The sequence below is a fragment of the Marinovum sp. J2-8 genome, from assembly GCF_055808435.1.
Genome location: NZ_JBVVRZ010000005.1, coordinates 155,894 through 174,814, shown reverse-complemented (window position 1 = coordinate 174,814; position 18,921 = coordinate 155,894). Strand labels below are relative to the sequence as shown.

Sequence of the window (18,921 nt, the reverse complement as noted above, 5' to 3'; positions counted from 1 at the left end):
GGATCAAAGCCCCCCTTGGTCAGGCGTCACAAAGCCGACAATGTTGCCCTGTCCATCTTCGACATAGGCCGCGCGCCCCACGCCGGGGAAATCGGTGGGTGGCAGGGCCTCTGCGCCCCCGTTGGCCAGCGCCCAGGCATATCGTTCGTCGCAATCTGCAACTTCGAAGGTCAGGGTGCAGCCGCGGACCGGACTGCCGGGTGCGGGTGTGCCGTCCATGCGTTTCATCAGCCCGCCGCTCAGACCCGCGTCAAGACCGGGGCCGGAAATCAGCATATATTCCACATCCTCTGCGCCGGGCATGGCGGCAAATTCCCAGCCGAACAGGCCAGCGTAAAACGCCTGTGCCGCACCGGTATCGGCGGCATGAATTTCAAAATGCGCCATCACACGACCTCCGCGTAAATATCGGTCCACAATTCTGCCAGATCCGGTTCCGGGCTCTCGCGTGAGAAATCTGCCGCCGCATTGACCACCTGTTTGATGTCCTTGTCGATGGATTTCAGATCTTCTTCGCTGGCATGTTTGCCGTTCAGCAAAAGCGCACGCACCTGTTCAATCGGATCGCGTTCTTCGCGCATTTTCTGCACTTCTTCGCGGGTGCGGTATTTGGCCGGGTCCGACATCGAATGGCCGCGATAGCGATAGGTCTTGATCTCAAGGATATAGGGGCCATTGCCCGCGCGGCAGTGGCCGACAGCGGTTTCGCCCGCCGCCTTGACCGCCAGCACATCCATGCCATCCACCACTTCGCCGGGGATGCCAAATGCGGCGCCACGGGTATAGAGATCGGGTGTCGAGGTCGAACGTTGTTGCGCGGTGCCCATGGCGTATTGGTTGTTTTCAATCACAAAAACCACCGGAAGATCCCAGAGCGCGGCCATATTGAATGTCTCATAGACCTGGCCCTGATTGGCGGCACCATCCCCGAAATAGGTGAATGTGACGCGGCCGTTTTCCTTGTATTTATCGGCAAAGGCCAGCCCGGCGCCAATCGGCACCTGCGCGCCGACGATGCCGTGGCCGCCGTAGAAATGTTTCTCTTTCGAGAACATATGCATCGAGCCGCCCTTGCCCTTGGAATAGCCGCCCGCACGTCCGGTCAGTTCCGCCATGACGCCGTTCGGGTCCATGCCACAGGCCAGCATATGACCGTGGTCGCGATAGGATGTGACGCGTTTGTCGCCCTCTTCAGTGGCGGCCTCCAGCCCGACAACAACCGCCTCTTGTCCGATATAAAGGTGACAAAACCCCCCGATCAGCCCCATGCCGTAAAGCTGGCCGCCTTTTCCTCGAACCGGCGGATCAGCAGCATGTCCCGGTAAAATCGGATCAATTCGTCTTTGGAAATGTTCGGCTTTTTGGCTGCCCTGCGTGTGGCCATTGCGGCACCCTCCCGTGCGAATGGTTTAGCATTAAACTATCGCCAAGCCTACGCGGGGTCGAAAAGGATTGCAATGCAGGTTGATATGCGTGTCACCGGTCAATTGTGCGCGATCAGGTCGAAGACCGCAGCACGGGCAGTGATTTCGCGGCTTTGGATTAACGGATCACAATCTCGTCGGTGCGGATCAGACCCAGCACATCGCGCGCCTGTTGGTCCAGCAGATCCAGATCAAGGTATTCGTCAGACAGGCGATGGGTCAGGTTTTCCATTTCGGCAACCTTGCCCCGCAGGATGTCACGTTCCGCTTCAAATCGCGCGGCTTCGGCCAAAATCTCAGCCCGCCGGAACAACCCAAAATCCCCCTGCACAGCGGCAAAGGTAAAATAGGCCCCTAACGTAAACGCAATTGCGAACACGCTAAGAGGAACGAGGTTCCGGCGGGTGGGACTTTTGCTCATTTACTGCCTCGAATGCATCTCTTGTCGGATGCGATGTCATGACTATGCCACAAGTGATTCGCCCTGTGAATCCCCAATGTTCCCCGATGGGCAATTTTCTGCGGCAATCGGGAAAAATCCCGGTTTGGCCGGAGGGGGGGCCGATGTGACAACCGACGGCCACAAAGCAAAACGGGCGATCCATGGGACCGCCCGCAAGCATGAATTGACAGTGAGACGAACTGAAGCTGCGCCGGTGTCGGGCTTACCCGGCTTTGGAGGCCTCACAGATCGAGTCCACCGATTTGGCCAGCGTGGCGTCGAAATCGGCGTCGGATTGTTGCGCCGAAAGACCTTCGGACAGGCCACGTGAGAAGCTGGCAATCATGCCGGTGTTCTGGGCCAGTTTGGCATTTGCTTCGTCGCGCGAATACCCACCCGAAAGCGCCACAACCCGCATCACTGCCGGATGGTTGATCAGCGGTTGATAGATATTGGCCACTGTCGGCAGCGACAGTTTCAACATCACCTTCTCACCCTCTGGCAGGGCGTCGAGGTTCTTCAGGATTTCGTCGCGCAGCATTTCTTCGGCTTCGGCCTTGTCCGCGATGGTGATTGTGACCTCGGGTTCGATGATCGGCATCAGACCGTGGCTGGCAATCTGGCGGCCAATTTCGAATTGCTGTGCCACAACGCTGGCGATCCCGGCCGGGTTGGCCGCGTCGATCACCGACCGCATTTTGGTGCCAAAAATGCCCTTGGTCACTGCGCGGGCCAAAAGCGAATCCAACTCAGGCATTGGTTTCATCATTTTGACGCCATCTGTGGGCTCGGCCAGACCTTTGTCGACCTTCAGAAACGGCACGACACCGCATTCTTTCCACAGATATTCAGCGGTGGGGGTGCCGTCGATGTCGCCGTCCATGGTACGTTCGAACAGGATGGCGCCAATCACCTTTTCCCCGGTAAAGGCGGGGGATTTGATAATGCGGGCGCGCATTTCATGCACTTTGGCGAACATTTCTTCGTCACCCGAATAGGCATCTTCGGTCACGCCATAAAGCCGCAGCGCCTTGGGGGTCGAGCCGCCGGATTGGTCGAGTGCTGCGATAAAGCCGATTTTGTTGGCCATTTGATCGGCCATTGCCTGATTGGTCATAATGTCTTGTCCGTCCCAAAAATGTGATCCCAGGGGGATTATCGCCCCCTTTGGGCGGAGTGGTAAGCGAGCGGTCAGAGGCTTGCAATGTGGTGGCGCTAACATCTGGCGCCTCGAAGCGGTTTGGACCGGGACCGTGTCCAAACCGCTGCATTCTTGATGCAAACCCGGGCAAAAACCGATGCAAAAAGGCCGGTTTATTTGCCCGGGGGGTGTTGTGACGGGCCGGGGCGGGATTTACCGCCTCGGCGTGGCGCGGGCCTAGCCCAGAGCGGCGACGCCGGGCAGTTCCTTGCCTTCCATCCATTCCAGGAAAGCGCCACCAGCGGTCGAGATATAGGTGAAATCCCCTGCCGCGCCTGGCCTTGTTCAATGCGGCAACCGTGTCACCGCCACCGGCCACGGAAATCAGTTTGCCCGCTTTGGACAGATCCGCGGCCTGTTTGGCGGCGGCATTTGTGGCGGCATCAAACGGTTCGATTTCAAACGCACCCATCGGGCCATTCCAGATCAGGGTCTTTGCCCCGGCCAGAACCTCGGCCACGGCGGCCACCGTTGCGGGACCGGCATCCAGAATCATTGCATCGGCGGGGCAGGCGTCTGCGGCGACGGTTTCATTGTCGGCACCGGCCTTGAACTCACGCGCGACAACCACATCGACCGGCAACAGGATGGTGCAGCCCGCAGCCTCGGCCTTGCCCATGATCTCGCGGGCGGTGTCGGTCATGTCGTGTTCGGCCAGCGATTTGCCGACATCAATGCCCTGTGCCGCAAGGAACGTGTTGGCCATGCCGCCGCCAATCACCAGATGGTCGACCTTGCTGACCAGATTGCCCAGCAGGTCCAGCTTGCTTGACACTTTGGCGCCGCCAACCACGGCCACCACCGGGCGTTCTGGTTTGCCCAATGCGGCCTCCAGCGCCGACAGTTCTGCCTGCATCAAACGCCCGGCGCAGGACGGCAACAGCCGCGCCACACCTTCGGTTGAAGCATGCGCGCGGTGGGCCGCCGAAAACGCATCGTTGCAATAGATGTCGCCAAGCGAGGCGAGGAAAGCGGCCATTTTCGGGTCGTTCTTTTCTTCCATCTCGCTGAAACGGGTGTTTTCCACCAGCACCACGGTGCCTTTGGCCAGACCGTCAATCTCGTCGCGCGACGGCTTTTCGATGAATGTCACGCTTTGGCCCAAGGCGGCCTCCAGCGCGGGCACCACTTGACGCAGGCTCATCTCGGGTACGAATTTTCCCTTGGGGCGGCCAAAATGCGCCAGCATCACCGGCGTGCCGCCCTTGGCCAGAATGTCCTTGAGTGTGGGGATGATGCGTTCGATCCGGGTGGCATCGGTCACTTTGCCGTTGTCCATCGGCACGTTGATGTCGACCCGTGTCAGCACCACTTTGCCATCCAGATCCATGTCGTCGAGTGTTTTCCAGCCCATGTCGCCGCTCCTGTGCAGGGGGATTTCGGTTGAGGCATTGTTTGGCCGCTTAGCGCGCCGCGTCAATCACGCGCTTGCCGACCGGGGCGTGGCTGATTAGGTATCAGGTCAAGTATGGCAACAGGAGGCCCAGATGGCCGAAATCAAAGATCCCGAAAACACCATCCTGATGGAACTGGCCGGTGGCACCGTCACAATCGAGCTTTTGGCCGATGTGGCACCAGAGCACACCAAACGGATGAAGGAACTGGCCCGCGCCGGTGAATATGACAATGTCGCCTTTCACCGGGTGATCGACGGTTTCATGGCGCAAACCGGCGATGTGCAGAACGGCGATATGGAAGACGGATTTAACCTGCGTGCCGCAGGCACCGGCGGTTCGTCGCTGCCTGACCTTCCGGCAGAGTTTTCCAAACTGCCGCATGCGCGTGGCACCCTGGGCGCGGCGCGGTCGCAGAACCCGAATTCGGCGAATTCGCAGTTCTTCATCAACTTCAAGGACAATGATTTCCTCAACGGCCAATACACTGTTTATGGTCGGGTGATTTCCGGCATGGAACATGTCGATGCGATCACACGTGGCGAGCCGCCTGCGAACCCGGACCGGATGATTTCGGTCAAGGTGGCCGCAGATGTCTAAGCTGGCAATTGCATTCTCCCTTCTGGCCAGCCCTGTGCTGGTCATGTTGGGCGGCGCGCCGGTGGGCGCAACGGGGCTGGAAATCGACATCGCGGGCGAGGCCAACGGCACCGTCACCATCGACCTGTTCGAAGACATCGCCCCGGCACATGTCGCCCAGATCACCGAATTGGCCAGCGAAGGCGCCTATGACGGCGTGGTCTTTCACCGTGTGATCGACGGTTTCATGGCACAGACCGGCGATGTCGAATTCGGCAACACCAGCGTGGCGGGCTTTTCCATGCAGATGGCAGGACGGGGCGGTTCAGATCGCGCCGATCTTCCGGCTGAATTTTCCGATACGCCGTTTGATCGCGGTGTGGTCGGCATGGCCCGCAGCCAGAACCCGAACAGCGCCAATTCGCAGTTCTTCATCATGTTCGAACCGGGGCATTTCCTGAACGGTCAATACACCGTGGTGGGCAAGGTCACCGAAGGCATGGACGTGGTTGATGCGATCAAACGCGGAACCGGCGGCAATGGTGCGGTTGTGGGCGAGGCTGATGTCATGACCACGGTCACGGTCACCGACTAGGCAGGGCCAGTCTCGCCTGGGGTCACGTGGTGTCACGTGATGACCCACGGACGATCAAACCCGCGTGCAGGGGGCTAGGCAACCGGCCCCCTGACAGCGCATCCTGTTACAAGGGGGTGCGCCATGAAAATCAAATCCATAAGCCTTTTCAAACCAATTTGCCTGGCGGCAATCTTGTCCGCAGTGGCCGGTCTGGCCGGGGCAAATCCGCAACTTTGGTCCGGGGAATGGCCGAACACCGACTTTTCCCAAACCACTGTTGACGCCTGGTCGGAAATCCAATCCGGGGGACCGCCCAAGGATGGTATCCCGGCGCTGGATGATCCGGCGTTTGTGCCGGTCGCGCGCCACAGCGGGATCGGGGGGCGTGAACCGGTGATCACGCTCGAAATCGAGGGCGCCAAGCCGCGCGCCTATCCGATCCGCTATTTGACCTGGCATGAAATCGTGAACGATCAGGTCGGCGGTGTGCCGGTCGCCGTCACTTTTTGCCCGCTGTGCAATTCCGGCATCACCTTTGACCGGCGCACGCCCCATGGCGTGCTAAGTTTCGGCGTGTCCGGCAAACTGCGCAATTCCGACATGGTGATGTATGACCGCGAAACCGAGAGCTGGTGGCAACAGGCCGTCGGCACCGCCATTGTCGGGGATCTGCTGGGAACAGAACTGGCCATGTTGCCAAGCTGGATGGAAAGCTGGGATCAGTTTCGCAGCCGCAATCCCGAGGGGCTGGTGATGGCAGAGCCGAATTGGTCGCGCCGCTATGGCAGCAATCCCTATCAGAAATATGATTTGTCGGTGCGCCCGTTCCTTTATTCCGGCGAATTGCCGCCGCATGGGGTGCCGGCGCTGATGCGCGTGGTGCGGGTGGGGGATCGGGCCTGGCCGCTGTCGCGTTTCGACACCGCACAGGAGATTTCCGAAGCCCGCCTTACCCTGTCATGGCGCGAAGGCCAGGCCTCGGCGTTGGACAGCGGACAGATCAATCAGGGCAGGGAGGTCGGGACAATCCGGGTGCGCGACGGCAATGGTCGCGACGTGGCCCATGATGTGCTGTTTGCCTTTGCCTTCCATGCCTTCTGGCCGGATGGAACCTGGATGCTTGGGCGGTGACGCAGGCCTGACAACAGCAGAGCAGGGCCCTTGCCGGGGTCTGCTCACCCGGAACAGCTGGCGCCGCCCAGAACACAGAATTTGGCGCAATGCGGATGGTTCAGCGCCACATCACCCTCGGCCTCGGCCAGGGTGGCGCCCAATTCGAATTCGGGCTCATAGGGCAACAATGTACAGGCTAGAACGGCAGGGGCATCGGCGCCCTTGCGCTTGACCACCATCCGGGACGAGGAACACATCACATCACGCGGTGATTTGTTCAGGATGCTCCAGCATTCTGTCGTGATTTCAGGCACTTCGACCGAAACATCCATTTCCGGGAACAACACGGTGTCGCCGGGATTGTCGGCGTTGATGTCAAAGCCTTCGGTGGCAAACAGCCGGGCATATCCGGCCCGCGCCGCGGCCTCGCTTTCGGCCCAGACGATCCGCCCCGCCACGGCCATGTTCACCCCTTCCGCGGCCAGCCATCGCATGCCGATCAGGGTTTTCTCATGCGCACCCGCGCCGCGTTCGGCATCGTGATGTTCCGGGTCCCAATGATCGAGCGACACCCGCAGGGTCAGCTTGTCGCCAAAATCGCGTTGCAGATCCCGCAGGCCGGCCTGCACGGTCTTGCGCATCATTGGCCGCATGGCATTGGTCAGGATCAGCACCTCGTACCCGCGTTCCAGCGATGCGCGCGCCATGGCGACCATCTCGGGGTTCATGAAGGGCTCTCCGCCGGTAAAGGCGATTTCCGAAACGCCCCATTTGCGATCGTCCAGTTGATCCAGAAAATCGACCACCTCGGCACAGGTCAGATAGACCAGCCGTTCGTTGCTGGGCGAGCTTTCGATATAGCAGTTTGCGCATTCGATATTGCACAGCGTCCCGGTGTTGAACCACAGGGTTTCAGGGTTGCTCAGCGCAACACGTGCCCGTGCGTCACCATTGGCGGTGAAATTTTCATCAATGAACTTGCCCGTGTTGGGCCCCGAGTTAGCCCCCGTGGCGGGCATTGAATTTGTGTGATCTTTCATGGGCTTGTCGCAATCTTTTGGTTCGGGTACTGGGGTAGCCTGCCAAAGTGGCGTTGCCAATGGTCAACAGATTGTCTGACGCCATTGTGAAGCGCAAAATGCGTGTTAGACTTCTGCAGGAAAGCGGGGTAAATGTGCCTACGTTAGCGCTAACGTCAGGCTGGTGTCGCTCTGTGCCACGCCCGTGCCCGACCGCAGTTTTCTGACGATGAAGACATAGACCTGACGACACAGACCCGACGAAACAGACCCGGCGACAGATACCCGACGACCGACCAGTTTTAACGACAACGGCCCGATGATATCCGGCCAAGCGACAGTAAGAGGAACGATCATGGTTTCACGCGTCATTCCGGTGGATCCCTTTGATCTGGTGATTTTTGGCGGCACGGGCGATCTGGCCCGGCGCAAGATCCTGCCCGGACTTTTCCGGCGGTATTGCTCTGGTCAAATGCCGACCGAGGCCCGGATCATTGGTGCCGCGCGGTCCGATATGGACCACGACGAATATCGCCAGATGGTGCGCGATGCGATCAATGAATTTGATTCGCAGCGGCCAGAAGACTGCCCGGATCTTGGCGGTTTCCTGGAGCGGTTGAGCTATGTCAAAGTGGATGCCAAGGGCGACGGTGGTTGGCCCGAGCTGCATGAAATGCTGCGCGACGGCATGGTGCGGGCGTTCTATTTCTCGGTTGCGCCGTCCCTGTTTGGCGATATCGCCGAGCGGCTGCACAACAAGGGGCTGGCGGATCGTGAAAGCCGGATCGTGGTCGAAAAACCCTTTGGTCGGGATCTGGAAACCGCCCGTGCGCTTAATGCCTCGCTTGAGGCGTTTTTCCACGAAGATCAGATTTATCGCATCGACCATTATCTGGGCAAGGAAACCGTCCAGAACCTGATGGCGGTGCGGTTTGGCAATATGTTGTTCGAACCGCTGTGGAACAGCCAATATATTGATCATATTCAGGTGACCGTTGCGGAAACCGTGGGTGTTGGCGGGCGCGGTGGCTATTACGATACATCCGGTGCGATGCGCGATATGGTGCAAAACCACCTGATGCAATTGCTGTGCCTGATCGCGATGGAGCCGCCAGCCCGATTTGAACCGGACGCGGTGCGCGACGAAAAGCTCAAGGTGATCCGCGCGCTGGAACCGGTGCAGCCACATCATATCGTGCGCGGCCAGTATGATGCCGGCGGTGACGAGGCCAGCTATCGCGAACATGCCGAAAACCCCCGGTCCAAGACCGAAAGCTTTCTGGCGCTGAAATGCCATATCTCGAACTGGCGCTGGGCCGGCATGCCGATCTATTTGCGCACGGGCAAACGGCTGAAATCGCGCACCAGCGAAATCGCCGTGGTGTTCAAGGAAACCCCGCATTCGATCTTTGACGAAGATGCCGGGCGGCACCGCAATATCCTGACCATCCGCTTGCAGCCCAACGAAGGTATGGAATTGGGCGTCACGATCAAGGAGCCGGGACCGGGCGGGATGCGTCTGGTGGATGTGCCTTTGGACATGACATTCTCGGACGCTTTGGGCCCGGATGTGGATGATGTGCCGGATGCCTATGAACGGCTGATCATGGATGTGATCCGTGGCAATCAGACCCTGTTCATGCGCGGTGACGAGGTCGAGGCCGCCTGGGCCTGGACCGATCCGATCATCGAGGGCTGGGAGGCACGCGGAGATGTGCCGAAAATCTATGATGCCGGGTCGTCCGGTCCGGAAGATGCATTGATGCTGATGCACCGGGATGGACGAAAATGGCGCGAGATCAAAGCCTGAAACCTGTTGGAACGGGCCTGCGGCTGGCGTAGTACCGATGCAGGACAGGCCGCGGGTCATCCCCGCGCGCCAGAACCCGTACAGAAGTGAGGACGCGCCATGGAATTCATCGAATATGCCGACCGGGAAATGTTGGTGATTGACCTGGCCAATAAATTGGCCGCGAATTGCGCTCTGCGCTGCAACATCAGGACAGGGTTTTGATGGCGGTGCCGGGCGGGACAACGCCGGGGCCGATCTTTGACGATCTCTGCGCCGCCGATCTGGATTGGTCGCGGGTCGATGTGATGCTCAGCGACGAACGCTGGGTGCCAGAGGACAGTGAACGATCCAACACCCGCCTGCTGCGCGAGCGGCTTTTGGTGGATCGGGCCGCAGCGGCCACTTTGTTGCCGATGTATCTGCCAAGTGACACCCCAGAAGACCGGTTGGCCGAGCTAGAGGCCCTGATCACGCCGCGTTTGCCGGTGCAGGTGCTGTTGCTGGGCATGGGCGCCGATATGCATACGGCGTCGCTGTTTCCCGGGGCTGATCAGCTCGAGGGCGCGCTGTCGCCCAAGGCGCCGATCTTGATGGCCATGCGGGCGCCCGGCGCACCGGAACCGCGTGTGACCCTGACCGCGCCTGTGCTGGATGGCGCGATGTCGAAACATATTGTCATCTTTGGCGACGAGAAACGCACAGCGCTCAACCGCGCCCGCCAGCTCAGCCCGAAAGACGCGCCGGTGGCTGCCGTCCTGTCCGAGGCACAGGTGCATTGGGCGCCGTAAACGGCCCGTCTGATACCGGTAATCACCCCATCAAGACCCAATTGAGGATCGTGACCCCATGTGGACCAAATTGAATGCCCTGGCCAAATCCGCGAAATCCCGGACAATTCTGGAATTGTTCGAATCTCCCGGGCGCGGGGCGGCATTTTCGACCCGATTTGATCATTTCCTGTTCGATTACTCCAAGACCACGCTCGACAGCGAAACCCTGAATGCCCTGTTGGAACTGGCTGAAACCGCCGGTGTCGCGGCAAAACGGGATGCGATGTTCGCCGGTGAAAAGATCAATGAAACCGAAGGGCGGGCGGTGCTGCATACGGCGCTGCGCAACCTGGATGGTGACGCGGTCATGGTCGACGGTCAGGATGTGATGCCGGATGTTTTGGCGACATTGGACCGGATGGAGGTCTTTGCCGAAGATGTGCGCGCTGGACGGTTTCAGGGGCAGGGCGGGGCGATCACCGATGTCGTGAATATCGGCATTGGCGGGTCTGACCTTGGGCCGGTGATGGCCTATCATGCGTTGTCGCCTTATGCGGACGGGCCGCGCATTCACTATGTATCGAATGTGGACGGGGCCGATGTGGCCGACACCCTACGCGGGTTGGATCCGACCACCACGCTGGTGATTGTGGCCTCCAAAACCTTTACCACCATCGAAACCATGACCAATGCGCGCACGGCGCGGGCCTGGATGTCGGACAAGGTCAGCGACCCTGCGGCGCAATTCGCGGCGCTGTCTTCGGCCACTGACAAGACCGCCGATTTTGGCATTGATCCCACGCGGGTGTTCGGATTCGAGGATTGGGTCGGCGGGCGCTATTCCGTCTGGGGTCCGATCGGGCTGTCGTTGATGATTGGCATCGGGGCAGAGGCGTTTCGCGCCATGCTGCGCGGGGCCCAGTCGATGGACCGGCATTTCTGTGCGGCAGAGTTTCATGAAAACCTGCCGGTGCTGCTGGCCCTTGTCGGGATCTGGCACAATCAGGGCCTGGGCTATGGCACCCGCGCGGTGCTGCCGTATGACAATCGTCTGATCCGCCTGCCGGCCTATCTTCAACAGCTCGAGATGGAGAGCAACGGCAAAAGCGTTGCGATGGATGGCAGCGATCTGGAGATCAATTCCGGTCCGGTCGTCTGGGGCGAGCCGGGCACCAATGGCCAGCACGCGTTTTACCAGCTGATCCATCAGGGCACGCGGGTGATCCCCTGTGAATTCATGGTCGCGGCCGAGGGCCACGAACCCGATCTGGCCCATCATCACCAGCTTTTGGTCGCCAATTGTCTGGCCCAATCCGAAGCCTTGATGCGCGGCCGGTCGTTGGACGAGGCGCGCGAAAAGGTTGCGGGTAAATTTGAAGGTGCGGAACTGGACCGTCAGGCCCGCCATCGGGTGTTTGCGGGCAATCGCCCCTCGACCACCTTGGTCTATCCGAAACTGACACCCGAAGTTTTTGGTCAGATCGTGGCGCTCTATGAACACCGCGTTTTTGTCGAGGGCGTGATCCTGGGCATCAACTCCTATGATCAATGGGGGGTGGAACTGGGCAAAGAGCTGGCCACCGCGCTGGGGCCGATTGTCGCCGGTGAGGAAAGCGCCGAGGGCAAAGACGGATCGACCCAGCAGCTTGTTGATTTTGTTCTGAAAAACCGAGACTGAAGTCTCTTGCGGCGCGCCGCCGCAGACCGGGTTGCATGACAAAAAAGGACGGGGGCGAACCCCCGTCATTTAGTGGTAGAGTGGTGGATCAGACACTTCTTGCTGAGAGGCTTGAAGAACCCTTGTCATCCACCACGGACAAGGGCTGTTTCGACGACGCCCTGAACAATCAGGGTCAGTAGGGAAAACAGGAAGAATGCCGCGTGGGCGAACTCCCAGACTGCTGTCGGTCCGGTGACCGAGTAGTCGGCGGCATCAAACATGATCAGTGCCGTGATCAAGATGATTGAGAAAAACGCGGCAACCTGTGTGCGAATTCCCATCACCAGCCAGAGCGCAAAGATGCACATCAGTATGACGATCGGCAGGATTGTATACTGAAACTGCGATACATGGCTGAAATCCATCCAGGAATGTGTCAGCGGGCCATGGTAGGCACCCAGCGTCGCCAGGGCAGTCATGACAAGCGTGTATCCGCAGAAGAGTTCGCGCATAGGGATATGGATAGGTTTTTCACTGTTCTCGACCTCATTTTATTTTATTTGCTTTATATTGTTTTTAATGATCGCAGAAACACCGTGCAATAAAAATTTGTGAGGTGCCTCACATAAGGTGACGTTACGTAGCGTAAGTTTTGCCGTAGCATGTTGTTTTTAATAAATTTTTTAAAAGTGATTAAAAAAGTGGCAGTTGATGGGTCAAATAATTAACTGTGCCAATTTCGCGCTAAATCACCCGGGTTTCCGTTTTAATTGATCGGGAAATTAATAACCCGGAATTGCCCGAATGGTTATGGTTTTATTTCAGGAAAGGTTATAAATTCTAATCGTTGATGGGTCATTTAATTTATATTTATTGATTGGTCGGTTGATAAAAACACCCTTGATATACTCGCTATGGGTGAGTTTTCCTGCCCTGCGCCGCCGGATCTGACCCGATTTTTCCGAGGTTGTGTAACCCAGGTACGTGGCGGGATTTCGGGCGCAGTCAGCGGACCGGAGAACAGAAACGGAGGTCAGAACCGGGAGTTTGTCGCAAACACATCCCGATTCGCTTCAACACCATCAAAATTGGGGGGGAGCCGGGTTTGGCGGCGTTTCAATGCTGTGCGACGGCCATCCGGGGCATCTAGGGGTGTTCAGCTGCGTTCACAGGGGCGAGGTGGGCGACATGACCCGGCGGGCATCCCCGGTGCTTTGCGACAGGGCGCTGACGGTGCGGGGCCAATTGGGCCTGCTTTCTGACACCCGGGGCCGGATCCCGATACAGGCAGTCTGCCCCTAAAAACGCAAAGGGCCTCTTCGCAGGTACGAAGAGGCCCCAAGATATACTTTACTGCGGCATCCGCCGGAAATTAGCGCAGGATCGATGTCCCGGCATATTCGGCAGTTTCACCCAGCATTTCCTCAATCCGGATCAACTGGTTGTATTTCGCCAACCGGTCAGACCGCGCCAGCGAGCCGGTTTTGATCTGGCCACAGTTGGTGGCAACCGCGAGGTCGGCAATGGTGGCATCCTCGGTTTCGCCCGAACGGTGCGACATCACATTGGTATAGCGCGCACGGTGCGCCATATCGACGGCCTTCAGCGTCTCGGTCAGGCTGCCGATCTGGTTGACCTTCACCAGCATCGAATTCGCCACGCCGCGTGCAATACCATCGGCCAGACGCACCGGGTTGGTCACAAACAGATCGTCGCCAACCAGCTGGATCTTGTCGCCGATCTTGTCGGTCAACAGCTTCCAGCCGTCCCAGTCATCTTCGCTCATGCCGTCTTCGATCGAGATGATGGGATAATCATCGCAGAGCGCCGCGAGATAATCGGCATTTTCCGCAGATGTCAGCGATTTGCCTTCGCCCTTCATCTCGTATTTGCCATCTTTGTAATATTCGGTCGCGGCACAATCCATCGCGAGGTAAATATCCTCGCCCGGTTTGTAGCCCGCTTTTTCGATCGACTTCAGGATGAAATCCAGCGCTTCGCGTGTCGAGCCAAGTTCGGGGGCAAAACCGCCTTCGTCGCCAAGACCGGTCGACATGCCCGCAGCAGACAGCTCTTTTTTCAGGGTGTGGAACACTTCGGAGCCCATGCGCACGGCGTCACGAATATTCGTGGCCGACACTGGCATGATCATGAATTCCTGAATGTCGATCGGGTTGTCGGCATGTTCGCCGCCATTGATGATGTTCATCATCGGAACTGGCAGGATACGGGCCGAGGTGCCGCCGACATAGCGGAACAGCGGTTGTGCGGTGTAATCTGCGGCGGCTTTGGCCGTGGCCAGCGACACACCAAGGATGGCGTTTGCGCCCAGACGGCCCTTGTTTTCGGTGCCGTCCAGTTCGATCATCGCCATATCAATTGCGACCTGTTCGGTGGCGTCCATGCCGACGATGGCATCGGCGATTTCGCCGTTCACGGCGGCAACGGCCTCCAGCACGCCTTTGCCCATGTAACGGGCCTTGTCGCCGTCGCGCTTTTCGACGGCCTCATAGGCGCCGGTGGAGGCGCCCGACGGCACAGCCGCACGGCCAATGGTGCCGTCTTCCAGGGTCACATCGACCTCAACCGTCGGGTTGCCCCGGCTGTCGAGGATTTCGCGGGCAAAAATGTCAATAATGGTGCTCATGGGTTTTGTCCTCATGACGATAAAGTTGCGGTATCTGTAGCAGAGGGCAGGGGGTTTGCAAACCGATCCTTGTTAGCGCTAACCAATCAGGCCGCCGCGCCCTTTGCCGTCGCTTGGCGGCGCTCTCGCAGGAAAGTGTAGAGACCCGACGCCATGATGATTGCCGCCCCGATCAAGGTCAGGTTGTCGGGCCTGTCGCCCATGACCAGAATCCCCAGCCCCATGGTAAAGACAAGGCGGCTGTAGCGGAACGGCGCGACGATCGCCGCTGGGGCCATGCGCATTGCCGCCGTGACCAGATAATAGCCAGCCGTGGTCACCACCACCGCCGCCGCCACCGCCGCGAAAGCATGGGCCTCGATTGCCACGGTCGGGGTCGACAACATCATGAACACCAGACCGGCCGGAATGGTGGCGGCAAACCCCCATGTCGACAGCACAAGAGAGGGCAGGTCGCTTGGCACCAGCCGCGTCAACAGATCCCGCCCCGCCAGGCCGACGGCGCCCATCGCCACCAACAATGCCGCAGGCTCAAACCCGTCCATGCCGGGCCGGATCACCAGCAACATGCCGGCCAGACCAACAAAAATTGCGCTCCAGCGTCGCCAGCCCACAGTTTCCCCTAGGAACACCGCCGCGCCCAGCGTGACCAGCAGCGGCGTCGTTTGCATGATCGCCGCAACCATCGGCAGCGGCGTGCCGGCAATGCCGGTGATCAGACCAATGGCCGCCAGAATTTCAAAACCATTGCGGGCCAGCACATTGCGATGCCAGAAATGCCGCGAGCGCAGGGAAACGCCGAGCACCAGCGACAAGACCACAAACAGGCTGGTGCCGCCGGTGCTGAGGAAAAACATCACCTGTCCGGGTGTAAGTCCCTGGCTGGCCAGTTTGATAAACAGATCGCTGAGCGCGAGGCACGCCATTGACAGCGTCATGAACAGGATCGCGCGCAGCACATACATTACAGATGTCCAGAAATTAGGCAGGTTGGCCTATGCCTAACGCGGTGCGGTGACCATGCCAAGCCCGCTATTTCCGTCACCGGTGTACAAAGGATGACGTGAAATGTCGCCGCGCCCTGCGCGCCGACAGGCTGGGGGCCAGCCCCCAGACCCCCGGGATATTTTGACCAAGAAGAAAGAGAGAGGTGGCGGTGTGCTTTGGCCCCCGTTGGTGTTTTGGCTGTGGTGTGGGCGCATGGGGCCCCGTCAGATCACTTTCTCAGATCACTTTTTGATTGGCACGCCGTAGAGTTCGAGCCGATGGCCCTTGAGCCGATAGCCCAGTTTCTCGGCAATGCGTTCTTGCAGCGCTTCGATTTCGGGATCGACAAATTCGATCACCGCGCCGGTGTTCATGTCGATCAGGTGGTCATGATGGTCGCGTTCGGCGTCTTCATACCGGGCGCGGCCATCGCCGAATTCGTGTTTTTCCAGGATACCGGCCTCTTCAAACAGTTTCACTGTCCGATAGACCGTCGCAATCGAAATCGCCGCATCACGTTCGGCGGCCCGGGCGTAGAGCGCCTCGACATCGGGGTGGTCTTCGCTGTCTTCCAGGACTGCTGCAATCACCCGACGCTGGCCGGTCATGCGCAGGCCCTTGGCCTCGCAACGTTCCAGAATGTTTTGCCCCATGACCCTGTCCGATTGTCTCCTTGCGCGGCAAAGGGTCTAGGCGATTTGTGGCGGGTGGAAAAGAGGCTGGGTTGACTTTGTGGTCAAAAGGGCAGAAGAGGACCCAGCGATGTCCACTGCCGCGTGAGCAGCCCGAGCGCCCGATGCGCCGATCTATGGACCGCAACCGTTCCCAAAATCACGCGTGGGGCCGAAACGCGCACTGAACGTCAGCGGCAATTCTGCCGGGCGTAGGCTTTTCGCGCGTACCACCGCGCCTCCGCATTGTCGGGGGCAATCAAGGGCGGGGCATGGGGCCCGGCCCGAAAGGACGTATTTACCTTGACCCAATTCGACATGATGGGCCTGCCCAAACATCTTTTGACACGTTTGAGCACCATGGGGATTTCTGAACCAACACCCATCCAGAGCCGTGCGATCCCGCATGCGCTGGATGGTCGCGACGTCATGGGCCTGGCCCAGACCGGCACCGGCAAGACAGCGGCGTTTGGTCTGCCGCTGATGGCGCAACTGCTGCAATACGGCGAAAAACCGGCGGCACGTTCGATCCGCGCATTGGTGCTGGCGCCAACCCGCGAGCTGGCAAAACAGATCGTTGAACATATGCGTGTTCTGGCCGAGGGCACGCCGGTGAAGACCGGCATGGTGGTTGGTGGTCAATCCATCAATGCCCAGATCAAACGTCTGGAACGTGGCACGGATCTTCTGGTTGCGACGCCGGGCCGGTTGATCGACCTGATGGACCGCCGCGCCATCAAACTTGACGATGCCGCGTTTCTGGTGCTCGACGAGGCCGACCAGATGCTGGACCTCGGGTTCATCCACGCGTTGCGCCGCATCGCACGTGAGATCCCGGAAGAGCGCCAGACCATGCTGTTTTCGGCCACCATGCCGAAACAGATGAACGAGATTGCCAACAGCTATCTGAAAAACCCGATCCGGATCGAAGTGTCCCCTCCGGGCAAGGCCGCCGACAAAGTGACGCAGGCGGTGCATTTCGTGACCAAGGCGCATAAGCCGGGCCTGTTGTCCGAACTTCTGGACAAACACCGTGATGAACTGGCGCTGGTGTTCTGCCGGACCAAACATGGTGCGGAAAAACTGATGAAGGGGCTGGCGGCACAGGGGTTCGCGGCGACCTCGATCCATGGCAACAAAAGCCAGGGCCAGCGTGACCGTGCCCTTGCGGCCTTCCGTGCGGGCGAGATGCGGGTGCTGGTGGCCACCGATGTGGCCGCGCGTGGCATCGACATCCCTGACGTGCGCCATGTCTACAACTTTGATCTGCCCAATGTGGCTGATAACTATGTGCACCGTATTGGCCGCACGGCCCGCGCCGGGCGCGATGGGGCCGCGATTGCCTTCTGTGCGCCGGATGAGATGGGCGAATTGAAAGCCATCCAAAAGGTGATGAAGCTCGACATTCCTGTCGCCTCTGGTCGCCCGTGGGAGGATATCACGCCCCCCGAAGGCAAAGGTCGCGGCCGCGGTGGTCGTCCCGGTGGTCCCGGTCGTCGCAATGGCGGTGGTGGTCATGCAGGTGGCAAACCCAGCGCAAAGCCGGGCGGAAATCGTCGCCGCCGGTCCAACCGTTCAAAAGCGGCCTGATCGCCTCAATGGACCGGTTGCATCGAAGGACCGGTTGAATCAAAGGATCGGCGCCAGAGTGTTGCGCCGGTCCCCGTCTTCTTCTGTTTCCAAATATCCTGGGGGAATCCCTGCTTGCAGGGATGGGGGCAAAGCCCCCTGATCCTCCGCCAGATTCGCTTAAGTCAGATTTGTTCAGCTCCGCTCAGGCATAAAGCGGCTGCACACCCATCTGCACATGCAGCATGTTCACCACCTGTTGATCCAACTCCAGCGCCGCCGCCAATTGATCCAGGTATTGCGCCTCGGCGGGGGTATCGACCCGGATCGACATCAGCGACATCGAATAGACCTGCATCTTCTGGGCATCCGGCGTGTCGCGCGCCAGTCCGGCAATGTCCGGCTTGGCTTTCAGTTGCGCGGTCACAAAGGCGAGGTCCTCTGCATCGCCATCTGCCACCATTTCAAGGATCTTCTTCTTCTCTTCGGCGTCGATATCACCATCCGCTTTGGCGGCCTGTATCATTGCGCGCAGCATCAGCCCCGCGGCTTGTTCCGCCTCTGGTGCGGCTGGGGCGGCTTTGAATTGATCAAGCAGCGATCCAACGCCCTTGCCCGAGGCCGCAGCCGCCCCGCCAGCCATGGCCAGCAATCCGGCAAGCCCGGCGCCACCCGCCCCGGAGAGCAATCCGCCACCGGACCCAGAATCTGATGCGCCTGCGGGTGCGCCGCCGAAACCGCCCATCAATCCGCTGGTCATTGCATCCAGGTTCATGCCCGCGCCGCCACCGGCGCCCAGCATCTTGGCGAACATATCCTGCATGTTGCCCATGCCCTGGGCACCGGTTTCCTGCATTTGGCCCATCATACCTTTCAGCTGATCCATGCCGGGGATTTGGTCCATGGCCTCGACTGTGGCATTCTGTTTGGCTTGGGCCTGGTCCGGCGCGACCTTGGCCCCGCCCAGAAGCCCGCCAAGCCCCTGATTCTTGCCAAGTTGATCGACCCCGCGTGCGGCCGCATACCCCAATGCCACTTTGGCCAAGGTGCTCATCAATCCCATCACATATCCTCCC

The 18,921-nt window shown here is 59.5% G+C and carries 16 protein-coding genes and 3 pseudogenes; 7 read left to right on the top strand and 12 right to left on the bottom strand.

Annotation, left to right across the window (positions count from 1 at the left end):
* Positions 1–3: 3 nt before the first annotated feature.
* From AC0L4F_RS16025 to AC0L4F_RS16005, 5 genes and pseudogenes are all read right to left on the bottom strand, one after another.
* Positions 4–387: a VOC family protein gene (locus AC0L4F_RS16025; protein WP_244690020.1), complete on the bottom strand. Its 384-nt coding sequence runs from the start codon at positions 385–387 to the stop codon at positions 4–6.
* A pseudogene (gene pdhA, locus AC0L4F_RS16020) lies at positions 387–1,384 on the bottom strand (pyruvate dehydrogenase (acetyl-transferring) E1 component subunit alpha). The gene AC0L4F_RS16025 and the pseudogene pdhA overlap by 1 nt, the downstream one beginning before the upstream one ends.
* Before the next feature lie 158 nt (positions 1,385–1,542).
* Complete coding sequence (locus AC0L4F_RS16015) at positions 1,543–1,845, bottom strand: FtsB family cell division protein (RefSeq protein ID WP_244690018.1); 303 nt, start codon at positions 1,843–1,845, stop codon at positions 1,543–1,545.
* 244 nt (positions 1,846–2,089) lie between these two features.
* A complete protein-coding gene (locus AC0L4F_RS16010; RefSeq protein ID WP_473446747.1) occupies positions 2,090–2,956 on the bottom strand; it encodes a fructose bisphosphate aldolase in 867 nt (288 codons plus the stop codon).
* A gap of 288 nt (positions 2,957–3,244) precedes the next feature.
* Positions 3,245–4,421: pseudogene (locus AC0L4F_RS16005) on the bottom strand (phosphoglycerate kinase).
* Between the two features lie 133 nt (positions 4,422–4,554).
* On the opposite strand from AC0L4F_RS16005, the gene AC0L4F_RS16000 reads away from it, so the two are divergent.
* The 3 genes from AC0L4F_RS16000 to AC0L4F_RS15990 all read left to right on the top strand — a co-directional run bounded on the left by AC0L4F_RS16000 (position 4,555) and on the right by AC0L4F_RS15990 (position 6,748).
* Entirely contained in the window at positions 4,555–5,061 is a 507-nt protein-coding gene (locus AC0L4F_RS16000; protein WP_244690014.1) for a peptidylprolyl isomerase, read from the top strand.
* Positions 5,054–5,635 (top strand): peptidylprolyl isomerase, encoded by a 582-nt coding sequence (locus tag AC0L4F_RS15995; protein WP_244690011.1) that lies wholly within the window; start codon positions 5,054–5,056, stop codon positions 5,633–5,635. The genes AC0L4F_RS16000 and AC0L4F_RS15995 overlap by 8 nt, the downstream gene beginning before the upstream one ends.
* A gap of 123 nt (positions 5,636–5,758) precedes the next feature.
* Complete coding sequence (locus tag AC0L4F_RS15990; RefSeq protein WP_244690009.1) at positions 5,759–6,748, top strand: DUF3179 domain-containing protein; 990 nt, start codon at positions 5,759–5,761, stop codon at positions 6,746–6,748.
* Positions 6,749–6,792: 44 nt separating this feature from the next.
* Here AC0L4F_RS15990 and AC0L4F_RS15985 read toward each other — a convergent pair whose 3' ends face one another.
* Both AC0L4F_RS15985 and AC0L4F_RS15980 read right to left on the bottom strand, forming a co-directional pair.
* Complete coding sequence (locus tag AC0L4F_RS15985) at positions 6,793–7,770, bottom strand: radical SAM protein (RefSeq protein ID WP_244690007.1); 978 nt, start codon at positions 7,768–7,770, stop codon at positions 6,793–6,795.
* 138 nt (positions 7,771–7,908) lie between these two features.
* The gene (locus tag AC0L4F_RS15980; RefSeq protein ID WP_244690005.1) at positions 7,909–8,121 is read right to left on the bottom strand and encodes a hypothetical protein; all 213 of its coding nucleotides are present in this window, start codon (positions 8,119–8,121) and stop codon (positions 7,909–7,911) included.
* Here AC0L4F_RS15980 and zwf point away from each other — a divergent pair.
* The 3 genes and pseudogenes from zwf to pgi all read left to right on the top strand — a co-directional run bounded on the left by zwf (position 8,105) and on the right by pgi (position 11,989).
* Positions 8,105–9,559, top strand: coding sequence for a glucose-6-phosphate dehydrogenase (zwf, locus tag AC0L4F_RS15975; RefSeq protein ID WP_244690003.1), 1,455 nt, complete (start codon positions 8,105–8,107; stop codon positions 9,557–9,559). The genes AC0L4F_RS15980 and zwf overlap by 17 nt on opposite strands.
* A 99-nt stretch (positions 9,560–9,658) precedes the next feature.
* Positions 9,659–10,329, top strand: a pseudogene (gene pgl, locus AC0L4F_RS15970) (6-phosphogluconolactonase).
* A 58-nt stretch (positions 10,330–10,387) separates the two neighbouring features.
* Positions 10,388–11,989, top strand: a complete 1,602-nt coding sequence (gene pgi, locus AC0L4F_RS15965; RefSeq protein ID WP_244690001.1) for a glucose-6-phosphate isomerase — start codon at positions 10,388–10,390, stop codon at positions 11,987–11,989.
* A 125-nt stretch (positions 11,990–12,114) separates the two neighbouring features.
* On the opposite strand, the gene AC0L4F_RS15960 is transcribed toward pgi, so the two are convergent.
* From AC0L4F_RS15960 to AC0L4F_RS15945, 4 genes are all read right to left on the bottom strand, one after another.
* A complete protein-coding gene (locus tag AC0L4F_RS15960) occupies positions 12,115–12,450 on the bottom strand; it encodes a hypothetical protein (RefSeq protein WP_244689999.1) in 336 nt (111 codons plus the stop codon).
* 893 nt (positions 12,451–13,343) lie between these two features.
* Positions 13,344–14,618 (bottom strand): phosphopyruvate hydratase, encoded by a 1,275-nt coding sequence (eno, locus tag AC0L4F_RS15955; protein ID WP_244689997.1) that lies wholly within the window; start codon positions 14,616–14,618, stop codon positions 13,344–13,346.
* 86 nt (positions 14,619–14,704) lie between these two features.
* The gene (locus AC0L4F_RS15950; protein WP_244689995.1) at positions 14,705–15,583 is read right to left on the bottom strand and encodes a DMT family transporter; all 879 of its coding nucleotides are present in this window, start codon (positions 15,581–15,583) and stop codon (positions 14,705–14,707) included.
* A gap of 264 nt (positions 15,584–15,847) precedes the next feature.
* A complete protein-coding gene (locus AC0L4F_RS15945) occupies positions 15,848–16,258 on the bottom strand; it encodes a Fur family transcriptional regulator (RefSeq protein WP_244689993.1) in 411 nt (136 codons plus the stop codon).
* Between the two features lie 321 nt (positions 16,259–16,579).
* Here AC0L4F_RS15945 and AC0L4F_RS15940 point away from each other — a divergent pair, with 321 nt between their 5' ends.
* Positions 16,580–17,866: a DEAD/DEAH box helicase gene (locus AC0L4F_RS15940; RefSeq protein WP_244689991.1), complete on the top strand. Its 1,287-nt coding sequence runs from the start codon at positions 16,580–16,582 to the stop codon at positions 17,864–17,866.
* A gap of 184 nt (positions 17,867–18,050) precedes the next feature.
* Here AC0L4F_RS15940 and AC0L4F_RS15935 read toward each other — a convergent pair whose 3' ends face one another.
* The gene (locus AC0L4F_RS15935) at positions 18,051–18,908 is read right to left on the bottom strand and encodes a DUF533 domain-containing protein (protein ID WP_244689989.1); all 858 of its coding nucleotides are present in this window, start codon (positions 18,906–18,908) and stop codon (positions 18,051–18,053) included.
* Positions 18,909–18,921: the final 13 nt, after the last annotated feature.